The sequence below is a fragment of the Streptomyces longispororuber genome (genome assembly GCF_014656095.1).
Taxonomy (GTDB): Bacteria; Actinomycetota; Actinomycetes; order Streptomycetales; family Streptomycetaceae; genus Streptomyces; species Streptomyces longispororuber.
The window spans coordinates 18,258-32,119 of the sequence record NZ_BNBT01000052.1 but is presented as its reverse complement, the minus strand read 5'-3'; the positions used below and the strand labels follow the sequence as shown (position 1 = coordinate 32,119).

Below are 13,862 nucleotides of genomic sequence, written 5' to 3'. Positions count from 1 at the left end.
GGTCAGCTCTCGTCCTCGAGCCAGCCCATGGTCCGCTCCACGGCCTTGAGCCAGTTCTTGTACTCACGGGCGCGGAGGTCCGCGTCCATACGGGGGGTCCACTCCGCGGCCCGGCGCCAGTTGGCGCGCAGGTCGTCGGTGGAGGACCAGAAGCCGACGGCGAGACCGGCGGCGTATGCGGCGCCGAGGCAGGTCGTCTCGGCGACCATCGGGCGCACCACGGGCGCGTCCAGGAAGTCCGAGAGGGTCTGCATCAGCAGGTTGTTGGAGGTCATGCCGCCGTCGACCTTGAGGGCCGCGAGCTCGACGCCGGAGTCCTTCGTCATGGCGTCGGTGATCTCGCGGGTCTGCCAGGCGGTGGCTTCCAGGACGGCGCGCGCGATGTGCGCCTTGGTGACGTACCGGGTCAGACCGGCGATCACCCCGCGGGCGTCGGAGCGCCAGTACGGGGCGAACAGGCCGGAGAAGGCCGGGACGAAGTAGGCGCCGCCGTTGTCCTCGACGCTGGAGGCCAGCGTCTCGATCTCGGCGGCGGACTTGATGAGGCCCATCTGGTCGCGCATCCACTGGACGAGCGAGCCGGTGACGGCGATGGAGCCTTCGAGCGCGTAGACGGGCTTGGCGTCACCGATCTGGTAACCGACCGTCGTCAGCAGTCCGCTGTACGAGTTGATGGCCTTCTCGCCGGTGTTCATCAGCATGAAGGTGCCGGTGCCGTACGTGGACTTGGCCTCGCCCTCGGCGAAACAGGTCTGGCCGAACAGGGCCGCCTGCTGGTCGCCGAGCGCGGAGGCCACGGGGATGCCGCCGAGCAGGTCGCCGAGGGCGCCGCCGGTGACCTCGCCGTAGACCTCGGCGGAGGAACGGATCTCCGGGAGCATCTGCATCGGCACGCCGATGGAGTCGCAGATGCGCTCGTCCCACTCCATCTTGTGGAGGTTCATCAGCATGGTGCGGGAGGCGTTGGTGACGTCGGTGACGTGCTTGCCGCCGTTCACGCCGCCCGTCAGGTTCCAGATGACCCAGGAGTCCATGGTGCCGAAGACGATGTCGCCGGCCTCGGCGCGCTCGCGCAGGCCCTCGACGTTGTCCAGCAGCCAGCGGGCCTTCGGCCCGGCGAAGTAGGAGGCCAGCGGCAGGCCGGTCTCGCGGCGGAAGCGGTCCTGGCCGACGTTGCGGCCGAGCTCCTTGCACAGGGCGTCGGTGCGGGTGTCCTGCCAGACGATGGCGTTGTGGACCGGCTCGCCGGTGTTCTTGTCCCACAGCAGCGTGGTCTCGCGCTGGTTGGTGATGCCGATGGCCTTGATGTCGTCGCGGGTGATGCCGGCCTTGGAGACGGCCCCGGCGACGACCTCCTGGACGTTGGCCCAGATCTCGGCGGCGTCGTGCTCCACCCAGCCCGGCTTGGGGAAGATCTGCTCGTGCTCCTTCTGGTCGACGGAGACGATGCGGCCGTCCCGGTCGAAGACGATGCAGCGGCTGGACGTGGTGCCCTGGTCGATGGCCGCGATGAACGGCCCGGCGTGGGAGGGGGCGCCTGCGGTGTGTGCGTCGGTCACGGTGAGCTCCTGAAGTACGTCGTGGTCGTGGGGTCGGCGGGTTCGCTCAGAACAGCTTGAAGATGCAGGCGGCGAGAGCGCCGCCGAACAGCGGACCGACCACGGGAATCCACGCGTACGACCAGTCGGAGCCACCCTTGTTGGGGAGCGGGAGCAGGGCGTGGACGATGCGGGGGCCCAGGTCGCGGACCGGGTTGATGGCGTACCCCGTGGGGCCGCCGAGCGAGAGGCCGATGCCGACCACGACGAGGGCGGTGATCAGGGCGCCCAGGGTGCCGAGGCCGTTGCCGCCGTCGTTGAGGCCCTGAGTGAGGATCGCCAGGACGAGCACGGTCGTGGCGATGACCTCCGTGACGAGGTTCTGCACGACGTTGCGGATCTCCGGACCGGTGGAGAAGACGCCGAGCACGGGACCGGCCTTGGGCGCGGCCTTCTGGTCGACGAGACCCTCCTCGGCGGGCTGCGCCGCGATGACCTCGGGGTCGGTGAGGTGGGCCTGGAACTGCCCGTAGTACGTCGCCCACACCAGTACGGCACCGATCATGGCGCCCAGGAGCTGCGAGGCCAGGTAGAGCGGCACGTCGCTCCACTTGGTGCCGCCCTCGACGGCGAGGCCGACGGTGACCGCCGGGTTCAGGTGGGCGCCCGAGACGCCACCGGCGAGGTAGGCGGCCGTGAGGACCGCGAAGCCCCACCCAAAGGTGATGGCGAGCCAGCCGGCGTCCTTGGCCTTCGAGCGCTTGAGCGTGACAGCGGCGCAGACTCCACCGCCCAGCAGGATGAGCACGGCGGTACCGATGGTCTCGCCGAGGAAGATGTCGTGGCTGGACACCCGCGACTCCTTTGTCCTTCGTCCAGGGGAAAGCCGAACCCCGGGTCCCTCCGGTGGTCCGCGCCCTCAGGTGAGAGCGTTGCCGGCCCTTGGCTCGCCCCACTCTAACGCGTAATGCCGTTAGCTGTTCGACAATGCCGACCGGTGGACGCGAGTCTGTCCCTGGGGTTACCGGCACGTCAAGAGTTCTGTAATTGAAAACACGATCGTTATTGATCGTCTGGACCTATCACCGCGGGCGGACGACGGCACGGCCGAGTGCGGGCATCCCAGCCCGTCCGGCGTTTGACTGCGGAGTGCCGAGCGCAGGGCTTCCCAGCCCGTCCGGCGTTCGACTGCGGGGTGCCGAGCGCAGGGTTTTCAGCCCGTCCGGCGTTTGAGGACGAGGCGCGGAGCGCCGAAAAAGGGGGTCCGAGGGGGCGGAGCCCCCTGGTTTCGGGAAGGGGCGGGTCAGGGGCGCCCCGCGCGGGTCGGCAGCACCCAGCGGAGCCCATGGGCGCCCCGCGCGGCTAGAAGCGGCTCGCGCCCAGGTCCCGCGACACCGCCCGGGCACAGTCCCGCACGGCCGCGACCAGCTCCGGCCGCAGCTCCCCGCCCGGGCACACCCGCTCCACGGCACCGGTGACGCCCACGGCCCCCACGGGCATCCGCCGCCGGTCGTGGATGGGCGCGGCCACCGAGGCGATGCCCTCCCAGGTCTCCTCCTCGTCGGTCGCGTACCCGCGCGCCCGCGTGAGGTCGAGGACCGCCTCGAACGCCTCCGGCGCGCAGGTCGTCCGGTCGGTGAAGGCCTTCCGCTCGGCCTCCAGCGCCTCGCTGTGCGCGACCGGGTCGTACGCCGAGAGCACCTTGCCGAGCGCCGTGGAGTGCAGCGGCTGCATCGCCCCGACCTCCAGGACCTGCCGGCTGTCGTCGGGCCGGAAGACGTGGTGCACGATCAGCACGCCCTGCTGGTGCAGCACGCCGAGGTAGACGCTCTCGCCGCTGGAGCGGGCCAGGTCGTCGGCCCACACCAGGGCGCGGGCCCGCAGCTCGTGCACGTCCAGGTAGCTGTTGCCGAGCCGCAGCAGCTCCGCGCCGAGCTGGTAGCGCCCGGAGGCCGCGTCCTGCTCGACGAAGCCCTCCTGCTGGAGCGTGCGCAGGATGCCGTGGGCCGTACCCTTGGCCAGCCCGAGGGAGGAGGCGATGTCCGAGAGGCCGAGCCGCCGCTCGCCCCCGGCGAGCAGGCGCAGCATGGCCGCGGCCCGTTCCAGCGACTGGATGTTGCGTGCCATCGCAGCCCTTTCCTCCATCCCGTGTCCCGCACCCCTGTGTGCCGGGCACCCGTTCCGCGGCGACCTGACGAACGGGGTCGCCGTTCGGCAATGCTGAACACTATCGGTCGTTGCCGACCTCTGGCTAAGGATGCACGCGCCAGGTTTCACGTTCAGGCCGCCCGACGTCGACTTCCGGCCACCCGTCCGTCCTCTGGAACGCTCTCCCACCAGAAAGCCTGTGCCAGCTACCCTGGCCGCGTGCGCCTTCCGTGGGAAGCCGCAAAGCCGACAGCCGTCGCACTCCAGGGAGCTCATTCATGGCCTCGTCGCCGTCCCCCTCATCCGTCCCCGCCGCGGACGTCCCCGCCGCGGACGCCCCCGCCCCCGCGGTGGACGCCTCCGCCGGGAGCCGGGCCGACGCCCTCCGGCAGGCGCTCGCCACCCGCGTGGTGGTCGCCGACGGCGCGATGGGCACCATGCTCCAGGCCCAGGACCCCAGCCTCGACGACTTCCAGAACCTCGAAGGCTGCAACGAGGTCCTGAACGTCACCCGCCCCGACATCGTCCGCTCCGTGCACCAGGAGTACTTCGCCGCGGGCGTCGACTGCGTCGAGACCAACACCTTCGGCGCGAACCACGCCGCGCTCGGCGAGTACGACATCGCCGACCGGGTCTTCGAGCTCTCCGAGGCCGGCGCCCGCATCGCCCGCGAGGTCGCCGACGAGGTCACCGCCGAGACCGGGCAGCAGCGCTGGGTGCTCGGCTCCATGGGCCCCGGCACCAAGCTGCCCACCCTCGGCCACGCCCCGTACACCCTGCTGCGCGACGCCTACCAGCAGAACGCCGAGGGCATGATCTCCGGCGGCGCCGACGCGCTCCTGGTGGAGACCACCCAGGACCTGCTCCAGACCAAGGCCGCCCTGCTCGGCGCCCGCCGCGCCCTGGAGGCCACCGGCGCGAACCTGCCGCTGATCTGCTCCGTCACCGTCGAGACCACCGGCACCATGCTCCTCGGCTCGGAGATCGGCGCCGCGCTCACCGCCCTGGAACCCCTCGGCATCGACATGATCGGCCTGAACTGCGCGACAGGACCGGCCGAGATGAGCGAGCACCTGCGCTATCTGGCCCGCCACTCCCGCGTGCCGCTGGCCTGCATGCCCAACGCGGGCCTGCCCGTCCTCGGCAAGGACGGCGCCCACTACCCGCTGACGGCGCCCGAGCTGGCCGACGCCCAGGAGACCTTCGTCCGGGAGTACGGCCTCTCCCTCGTCGGCGGCTGCTGCGGCACGACGCCCGAGCACCTGCGCCAGGTCGTCGAGCGGGTGCGCGGGCTCACCCCGGCCACGCGCGAGCCGCGCCCCGAGCCGGGCGCCGCCTCGCTCTACCAGAGTGTCCCGTTCCGCCAGGACACGTCGTACCTCGCGATCGGCGAGCGCACCAACGCCAACGGCTCGAAGAAGTTCCGCGAGGCCATGCTGGAGGGCCGCTGGGACGACTGCGTGGAGATGGCCCGCGACCAGATCCGCGAGGGCGCCCACATGCTCGACCTCTGCGTCGACTACGTGGGCCGCGACGGCGTGGCGGACATGGAGGAGCTCGCCGGACGCTTCGCCACCGCCTCCACGCTGCCCGTCGTCCTGGACTCCACCGAGGTCGACGTCATCCGGGCGGGCCTGGAGAAGCTCGGCGGCCGCGCCGTCATCAACTCCGTCAACTACGAGGACGGCGACGGCCCCGACTCCCGCTTCGCGCAGGTCACCCGCCTCGCCCAGGAGCACGGCGCCGCCCTCATCGCGCTCACCATCGACGAGGAGGGCCAGGCCCGCACCCCGGAGAAGAAGGTCGAGATCGCCGAGCGGCTGATCGCCGACCTCACCGGCAACTGGGGCATCCGCGAGTGCGACATCCTCATCGACACCCTGACCTTCACCATCTGCACCGGTCAGGAGGAGTCCCGCAAGGACGGCATCGCCACCATCGAGGCCATCCGGGAGCTGAAGAAGCGCCACCCGGACGTGCAGACCACCCTCGGCCTGTCCAACATCTCCTTCGGCCTCAACCCGGCCGCGCGCATCCTGCTGAACTCCGTCTTCCTCGACGAGTGCGTCAAGGCGGGCCTGGACTCGGCGATCGTGCACGCCTCCAAGATCCTGCCGATCGCCCGCTTCGACGAGGAGCAGGTCACCACCGCCCTCGACCTCATCTACGACCGCCGCCGCGAGGGCTACGACCCGCTGCAGAAGCTCATGGCGCTGTTCGAGGGCGCCACCGCCAAGTCCCTCAAGGCGGGCAAGGCCGAGGAACTGGCCGCCCTGCCGCTGGAGGAGCGCCTCAAGCGCCGCATCATCGACGGCGAGCGCAACGGCCTGGAGGCCGACCTCGACGAGGCCCTGACGACCCGCAAGGCCCTCGACATCGTCAACGACACCCTCCTGGACGGCATGAAGGTCGTCGGCGAGTTGTTCGGCTCCGGCCAGATGCAGCTCCCGTTCGTGCTCCAGTCCGCCGAGGTCATGAAGACCGCCGTCGCCCACCTCGAACCGCACATGGAGAAGGTCGAGGGCGAAGAGGCGGGCAAGGGCACCATCGTCCTCGCCACCGTGCGCGGCGACGTCCACGACATCGGCAAGAACCTCGTCGACATCATCCTGTCCAACAACGGCTACAACGTGGTCAACCTCGGCATCAAGCAGCCCGTGGCCGCGATCCTCGACGCCGCCCAGGAGCACAAGGCCGACGTCATCGGCATGTCCGGCCTCCTGGTCAAGTCGACCGTGATCATGAAGGAGAACCTGGAGGAGCTCAACCAGCGCAAGATGGCCGCCGACTACCCGGTCATCCTCGGCGGCGCCGCCCTCACCCGCGCCTACGTCGAGCAGGACCTGCACGAGATCTACGAGGGCGAGGTCCGCTACGCCCGCGACGCCTTCGAGGGCCTGCGCCTGATGGACGCCCTCATCGCCGTCAAGCGCGGCGTGCCCGGCGCCACCCTGCCCGAGCTCAAGCAGCGCCGCGTGCCCAAGCGGGACACCCCGGCCGCCGATGTCCCGGAGACCGAGGGCCCCGCACGCTCCGACGTCGCCACCGACAACCCCGTGCCCACGCCGCCGTTCTGGGGCACCCGCGTCATCAAGGGCATCCAGCTCAAGGAGTACGCCTCCTGGCTCGACGAGGGCGCCCTGTTCAAGGGCCAGTGGGGCCTGAAGCAGGCCCGTACCGGCGAAGGACCCACGTACGAGGAGCTGGTCGAGACCGAGGGCAGGCCCCGGCTGCGCGGGCTGCTCGACGACCTCCAGACCAAGGGCCTGCTCGAAGCCGCCGTCGTCTACGGCTACTTCCCCTGCGTCTCCAAGGGCGACGACCTGATCATCCTCGACGAGCAGGGCAACGAGCGCACCCGCTTCTCCTTCCCGCGCCAGCGCCGCGGCCGCCGCCTGTGCCTCGCGGACTTCTTCCGCCCCGAGGAGTCCGGCGAGACCGACGTGGTGGGCCTCCAGGTCGTCACCGTCGGCTCCAGGATCGGCGAGGCCACCGCCGAGCTCTTCGCCTCCGACGCCTACCGCGACTACCTCGAACTGCACGGCCTGTCCGTGCAGTTGGCCGAGGCCCTGGCCGAGTACTGGCACGCCCGCGTACGCGCCGAGCTGGGCTTCGGCGGCGAGGACCCCGACGACGTCGAGGACATGTTCGCGCTCAAGTACCGCGGCGCCCGCTTCTCGCTCGGCTACGGCGCCTGTCCCGACCTGGAGGACCGCGCGAAGATCGCCGAACTCCTCCGGCCCGAGCGCATCGGCGTCCAGCTCTCCGAGGAGTTCCAGCTCCACCCCGAACAGTCCACGGACGCCATCGTCCTCCACCACCCGGAAGCCAAGTACTTCAACGCGCGGTAGGCCCCCGGCCCGCCCGACGGCGGACCGGGAGAAATCCAGCCCGTCCGGCGGCCGGCGGGAGAAATCCAGCCCGTCCGGCGTTTGAGGACAAGGCCGAAGGCCGATAAGGGGGGAACCCGGGGGCAACGCCCCCACACCACCCCTCGCCCAAGCGCGCGTATATCCCACAGCGCGCCCCGCGAGGGAAACGTACACTGGTCGGCCCAGCTAGACAGGCCGGTCCCCCCTGGGGGACCGGCCTTCTCGTCCCTCATGGAGGTGTACGGATGACCAGTACGGTCCCCGCGCTCGGTAGCCGCACAGCCGAAGGCTCCGCCCTGCAGGCCGTTCTCCTCGACATGGACGGCACGCTCGTGGACACCGAGGGCTTCTGGTGGGACGCCGAGGTCGAGGTGTTCGCCTCGCTCGGCCACACCCTTGACGAGTCCTGGCGCGACGTCGTCGTCGGCGGCCCCATGTCGCGCAGCGCCGGCTTCCTCATCGAGGCCACCGGCGCCGACATCACCCTCGACGAACTCACCGTCCTGCTCAACGACGGCTTCGAGGACCGCATCAGCCGCTCCCTGCCGCTGATGCCCGGCGCCGCCCGGCTGCTCGCGGAGCTGTCCACCCACAAGGTGCCCACCGCCCTCGTCTCCGCCTCGCACCGGCGCATCATCGACCGCGTCCTGGACTCCATCGGTGCCCACCACTTCGCCCTGACCGTCGCCGGCGACGAGGTGGCCCGCACCAAGCCCCACCCCGAGCCGTACCTGCTCGCCGCGTCCGGCCTCGGCGCCGACCCGGCCCGCTGCGCCGTCGTCGAGGACACCGCGACCGGCGTGGCCGCCGCCGAGGCCGCCGGCTGCCGGGTGGTGGCCGTGCCGTCCGTCGCGCCCATCGCCCCGGCCGCGGGCCGCACCGTCGTACCCTCCCTCGAACACGTCGACCTGGACTTCCTGCGCGGCCTGATGAGCACCCCGGCGGGCCGCGCCTGAGCGGCGGCCGGGACGCCCCCGGCTGTGGGGAACCAGCCGGGTGGCCGAAAAGCCCAGAGCAGGCACCCTGTTGAAAGTGTGACGTTTCCCACTGGCATGGGGGTCGACAGGCGCGTCGCCTTGTGCAGGAGGGGCTGTTCGCCCCCCATGAGGCATGCCCTTGTGTCCTGATTGAACCGGTGGTGCACGAAACCTTCCGGTGTCGGGTTATCGGTGCGTCCCCGCCCGGTATCCCTGCGTGATGGTGCCTCAACTCCGGTCCCCGTCAACGCCCCCAGTGGTGCGGACTAATCTCGTCGCGAGAACATCGCTGCCACCCCCCGTGCCCCTGTCGAACCCACCCCGCCGTTGCCGGAAACACGGGATCAAGAGTTCTGGAGAACGTCCAGCATGAACCGCAAGACTTTGGTGCTGCCGGCCCTGATAGGTCTGCTCGCCCCCACGCTCGCCGCGTGTGGCGGTTCCGGCAGCGGGGACGGTGACGACCCCATCGCCGCGGGGACCACGGACCGGTTCACGGCCTCCAAGGAGGTACCGGCGCCCTTCGATCCGGCGTACGCCTACGACGCCGGCTCCTGGAACGTCCTGCGCCAGACCCTCCAGACGCTCATGGCCCTGCCGCGCGGGGGCGGCGAGCCGGAGCCCGAGGCCGCCCAGAAGTGCGGCTTCACCGACACCGGCAACGAGCGCTACGCGTGCACCCTGCGCAAGGACCTCACCTTCGCCGACGGCAAGCCGCTGACCGCCTCCGACGTGAAGTTCTCCATCGAGCGCGTTCGCGACATGAAGGTCGCCAACCCCAGCGGTTCGGCCCAGCTCGTGTCGAACGTCGAGACCATCGAGGTCCAGGGCGAGCGCGGGATCGTCTTCCACCTGAAGACCCCGGACGCGACCTTCCCGTACAAGCTCGCCACACCGACCGCGGGCATCGTCAGCCCCGACCACTACGACAAGAACAAGCTGCGCGACGGCTTCGAGCTGGACGGCTCCGGCCCGTACACCGTCAAGCAGGAGGTCGAGGACAACCAGCTCGTCAAGGCCGTCTTCACCAAGAACCCCAAGTACAAGGGCTCGTTCACGCCGCAGAACGACAAGGTCGAACTGCGCACCTTCCAGAACGCCTCCGCCATGGGCGAGGCCCTGGAGGACGGCGACATCGACCTGATGACGCGCACCATGTCGCCCGAGCAGATCAAGCGGCTCGACACCAGCCCGGCCAAGAACATCGACCTCGTCGACATGCCTGGCCTGGAGATCCGCTACCTCGCCTTCAACACCAACGCGCCGAGCGTGAAGGACAAGGCCGTCCGCCAGGCCATGGCGCAGGTCATCGACCGCGGCGCGCTGATCGGCGAGGTGTACGGCTCCTCCGCGGACCCGCTGTACTCCCTGGTGCCCACCACCATCACGGGCCACTCCAACTCCTTCTTCAACCGCTACAGCGAGCCGAGCCCCAAGAAGGCCAAGGACATCCTGCGCCGCGCGGGCATCGACGCCCCGGTCAAGCTGACGCTGCACTACACCACCGACCACTACGGCCCGGCCACGAAGAAGGAGTTCGAGACGCTGCGTCAGCAGCTCAACGACAGCGGCCTCTTCGACGTGCAGATCAAGGGCCACATCTGGAACACCTTCCGCGCCGCCGAGCAGAAGGGCGAGTACGACGTCTACGGCATGGGCTGGTTCCCCGACTTCCCGGACGCCGACAACTTCCTCGCGCCGTTCCTCGACGAGGACAACTTCCTCGGTTCGCCCTACCGCAACAACACCATCAACAGCGAGCTGATCCCGGCCTCGCGCCGCGAGGCCGACCGCCTCAGCGCCGCCAAGAGCCTGGAGCGGATCCAGGACATCGTGGCCGACGACGTCCCGGTGCTCCCGCTGTGGCAGGGCAAGCAGTACATCGCCGCCCGCGATGACATCACGGGCGTCGAATGGGCTCTCAACTCCTCCTCCAACCTCCAGTTGTGGGAGCTCGCCCGTGGTGTGGGCGACTGACCCGCCCCGCACCCCGAGACGGAAACAACGACAAGGCACGCAAGTGAAAATGCGCAACCCGTGGCTGGCCCTCCCCCTCTCCTCCGGCCTGGCCGCCGCCCTCCTCACCGGCTGTGGCTCGGAGTCCTCCGGGTCGGCCGAGGACAGTGACTCCGTGGTCGTCGGCATGTCCGACGACGTCCTCGCCACCGACCCGGCCTCCGGCTACGACCCCGGCTCCTGGCTGCTTTTCAACAACGTCTTCCAGTCGCTGCTGAGCTTCCCCAAGGGCGCCACCGAACCGGAGCCCGAGGCCGCCCGGAAGTGCGGCTTCACCGACCAGCGCGCCCAGGTCTACACCTGCACCCTGCGCGAGGGCCTGAAGTTCAGCAACGGCAACGCCCTCACGTCGAAGGACGTCAAGTTCTCCTTCGACCGCATGCTGAAGATCAACGACGACAAGGGCCCGGCGCCCATGTTCCCGATGCTGGACCGCGTCCAGACGCCGGACGACAAGACCGTGGTCTTCAAGCTCAAGGGCCCCGACGCCACCTTCCCGAGCAAGATAGCCTCGGGCGCCGGCTCCATCGTCGACCACCGCGAGTACCCCGCCGACAAGCTCCGCACCGACGGCGAGGCCGTGGGCTCCGGCCCGTACACGCTCGAATCCTTCAGCAAGGACGAGGCGGTCTTCTCCGTCAACGACGCCTACCGCGGCACCGCCAAACCCAAGAACGAGGGCGTCACCCTCCGCTTCTTCCGCGACGACCGCAAGGCGCTCAAGCAGGCCGTCACCGACGAGAAGATCGACATCGCCTACCGAGGCCTCGCCGCCGGGGACATCGCCGACATCGAGAAGAACTCCACCGACCACGACCTGGAGGTCGTGGAGGGCACCAGCGCCGAGGTCCAGCACCTGGTCTTCAACATGAAGGACCCGGTCGTCGGCAAGCTCGGCGTGCGCAAGGCCGTCGCCTACCTGCTGGACCGCGAGGCCCTGGTCGACGAGGTGTACCAGAACACGGCGACGCCGCTGTACTCCATCGTCCCGGCGGGCATCGGCGGCCACAACACGGCCTTCTTCGACACCTACGGCGCCCGCCCCCAGCGCGACAAGGCCGCCGCCGCCCTGCGCCAGGCCGGCGTCGACGGCAAGGCCCGGCTCACCCTGTGGTCCACGCCGTCCCGTTACGGCCCGGCCACCGACGAGGCGCTGCGCGCCGTCGCCAAGCAGCTCAACGCCAGCGGCCTGTTCGAGGCGGACGTGAAGTCCGTCCCGTTCGAGCAGTACGAGAAGGACATCAAGGCCGGCAAGTACGGCGTGTACGTCAAGGGCTGGGTGCCGGACTACCCGGACCCGGACAACTTCACGCAGCCGTTCTTCGGCAAGGGCAACGTGCTGTCCAACCACTACGAGAACAGCACCATCACCGGGAAGATCATCCCCGGCATGGCCGCGCAGAGCGACCGCACCTCGACCGACAAGGACTACGGCCGCCTCCAGGACATCGTCGCCGAGGAGCTGCCCATCCTCCCGGTCTGGCAGGCCAAGCAGTACGCGGTGGTCCGCCAGAACGTCTACGGCGTGGAGTCCTGCCTGGACCCGTCGACGGTCTTCCGCTTCTGGGAACTGAGCAAGGACTGAGCACCCGCGCACACGACGAGGCCCTGCCTCCCGGAAGGGAAGCAGGGCCTCGTCGCTTCGCGTACTACCGGCGGCCGGCCGCCTGCGGAGGGCCGCCGCCCGCTTTCCCGGAGTCCCGGGGGAGCGGCTACTGCGCCCCGGGCCGTACGAGACCGCTCTCGTACGCGTACACCGCGGCCTGCACCCGGTCCCGCAGCCCCAGCTTCGTCAGCACGTGCCCCACGTGCGTCTTCACCGTGGTCTCGCTCACGAACAGGTCCGCGGCGATCTCCGCGTTGGACAGCCCCCGGGCCACCAGCTTGAGGACCTCCACCTCCCGCTCGGTCAGCGTGTGCAGCGTGTCCGGAACCGGCTCGTCCCCCGACGGCAGGTGCCCCGCGTACTTGTCGAGGAGCCGCCGGGTGATGCTGGGTGCCAGCATCGCCTCGCCCGCGGCCACCACCCGGATGGCCTGCACCAGCTCGTTCGCCGGGGCGTCCTTGAGCAGGAAGCCGCTCGCGCCCGCGCGCAGCGCCTCCACCACGTACTCGTCGAGGTCGAACGTCGTCAGGACCAGCACCTTCGCCGGGCCGTCCCGGCCGGGCCCGGTGATCTGCCGGGTGGCCTCGACGCCGTCCATCCGCGGCATGCGGATGTCCATGAGGACCACGTCGGGCTGCAGCGCCCGCACCTGGTCCAGAGCCTGCAGGCCGTCTCCGGCCTCGCCGACGACCGCGATGTCCTGCTCGGCCTCCAGGATCATCCGGAAGCCCGTGCGCAGCAGCGGCTGGTCGTCGACCAGTAGGACACGGATGGCCACGTAACTCTCCTTCGCCTAGCCCGGGCCCATTCTGCCCTGCTCGCCGACGGCCGACGCGGGCGCCCTCACGGGGAGCGGGTACGGCGGGGGAGTGCCGCCGAATTCCGGACACACGGCCTGGTGGTCGCACCAGCCGCACAGCTTGGTCGGGCGCGGCCGCCAGTCACCGCTCTCCGTCGCCGCGACGATCGCCTCCCACAGCGCGAGCAGCTTGCGCTCCACCCGCTCCAGGTCCGCCTCCACCGGGTCGTACGTGATCACGTCGCCGCTGCCCAGGTACACGAGCTGGAGCCGCCGCGGCAGCAGGCCCTTCAGACGCCACACCACCAGGGCGTAGAACTTCATCTGGAACAGCGCGCCCTCCGCGTACTCGGGGCGGGGGGCCTTGCCCGTCTTGTAGTCCACGATGCGGACCTCGCCCGTCGGCGCGACGTCCACCCGGTCGATGATCCCCCGCAGCTTCAGGCCCGACTCCAGCTCGGCCTGCACGAACAGCTCCCGCTCGGCGGGCTCCAGACGCGTGGGGTCCTCCAGCGTGAACCACCGCTCCACCAGCCGCTCGGCGTCCGCGAGCCACCGCGTGAGCCGCTCGCCCTCGGCGTCGTCCGCGAACAGCTCGGCCAGCTCCGGCCGCGCCTCGCGCAGCCGGTCCCACTGACCGGGCACCAGCGCCTTGGCGCGCGGCGCGGTCCGCTCGGCCGCGGGGGCGTCGAAGAGTCTCTCCAGGACCGCGTGGACCAGCGTGCCGCGCGTGGCCGCCTCGCTCGGCTTCTCCGGCAGCTTGTCGATCACCCGGAAGCGGTAGAGCAGCGGGCACTGCATGAAATCGCTCGCCCGCGAGGGCGACAGCGAATCGGGGCGCGCCACCGCCGCGGACGCCGCGGCGGCGTCGGTCCTGGTCTCCATGACGTCAGACCCTACGACCCG

Annotated in this window: 9 protein-coding genes; 4 read left to right on the top strand and 5 right to left on the bottom strand. The window is 70.3% G+C overall.

Annotation, left to right across the window (positions count from 1 at the left end; genetic code table 11):
• Window positions 1-2 precede the first annotated feature (2 nt).
• The 3 genes from glpK to IE330_RS18225 form a co-directional block, all read right to left on the bottom strand.
• Window positions 3-1,559, bottom strand: coding sequence for a glycerol kinase GlpK (gene glpK, locus IE330_RS18235; RefSeq protein WP_190137103.1), 1,557 nt, complete (start codon window positions 1,557-1,559; stop codon window positions 3-5).
• Window positions 1,560-1,605: 46 nt separating this feature from the next.
• Window positions 1,606-2,391, bottom strand: a complete 786-nt coding sequence (locus IE330_RS18230) for an MIP/aquaporin family protein (protein WP_190137102.1) — start codon at window positions 2,389-2,391, stop codon at window positions 1,606-1,608.
• Between the two features lie 509 nt (window positions 2,392-2,900).
• Window positions 2,901-3,665, bottom strand: a complete 765-nt coding sequence (locus IE330_RS18225) for an IclR family transcriptional regulator (RefSeq protein ID WP_190137101.1) — start codon at window positions 3,663-3,665, stop codon at window positions 2,901-2,903.
• 299 nt (window positions 3,666-3,964) lie between these two features.
• Between IE330_RS18225 and metH the strand changes: the two genes are divergently transcribed.
• The 4 genes from metH to IE330_RS18205 all read left to right on the top strand — a co-directional run bounded on the left by metH (window position 3,965) and on the right by IE330_RS18205 (window position 12,136).
• Window positions 3,965-7,537: a methionine synthase gene (gene metH, locus IE330_RS18220; RefSeq protein ID WP_229925739.1), complete on the top strand. Its 3,573-nt coding sequence runs from the start codon at window positions 3,965-3,967 to the stop codon at window positions 7,535-7,537.
• A gap of 266 nt (window positions 7,538-7,803) precedes the next feature.
• The gene (locus IE330_RS18215; RefSeq protein ID WP_190137100.1) at window positions 7,804-8,514 is read left to right on the top strand and encodes an HAD family hydrolase; all 711 of its coding nucleotides are present in this window, start codon (window positions 7,804-7,806) and stop codon (window positions 8,512-8,514) included.
• A 390-nt stretch (window positions 8,515-8,904) separates the two neighbouring features.
• Window positions 8,905-10,512 carry an ABC transporter substrate-binding protein gene (locus IE330_RS18210; RefSeq protein ID WP_190137099.1) on the top strand — a complete coding sequence of 536 codons (1,608 nt, stop codon included), beginning with the start codon at window positions 8,905-8,907 and terminating at the stop codon, window positions 10,510-10,512.
• A gap of 49 nt (window positions 10,513-10,561) precedes the next feature.
• A complete protein-coding gene (locus IE330_RS18205; protein WP_229925738.1) occupies window positions 10,562-12,136 on the top strand; it encodes an ABC transporter substrate-binding protein in 1,575 nt (524 codons plus the stop codon).
• Between the two features lie 127 nt (window positions 12,137-12,263).
• Here IE330_RS18205 and IE330_RS18200 read toward each other — a convergent pair whose 3' ends face one another.
• Together IE330_RS18200 and IE330_RS18195 are read right to left on the bottom strand one after the other, a co-directional pair.
• Entirely contained in the window at window positions 12,264-12,935 is a 672-nt protein-coding gene (locus IE330_RS18200) for a response regulator (protein ID WP_016639462.1), read from the bottom strand.
• A 15-nt stretch (window positions 12,936-12,950) separates the two neighbouring features.
• Window positions 12,951-13,841, bottom strand: a complete 891-nt coding sequence (locus IE330_RS18195) for a RecB family exonuclease (protein ID WP_190137097.1) — start codon at window positions 13,839-13,841, stop codon at window positions 12,951-12,953.
• Between the last annotated feature and the right edge of the window lie 21 nt (window positions 13,842-13,862).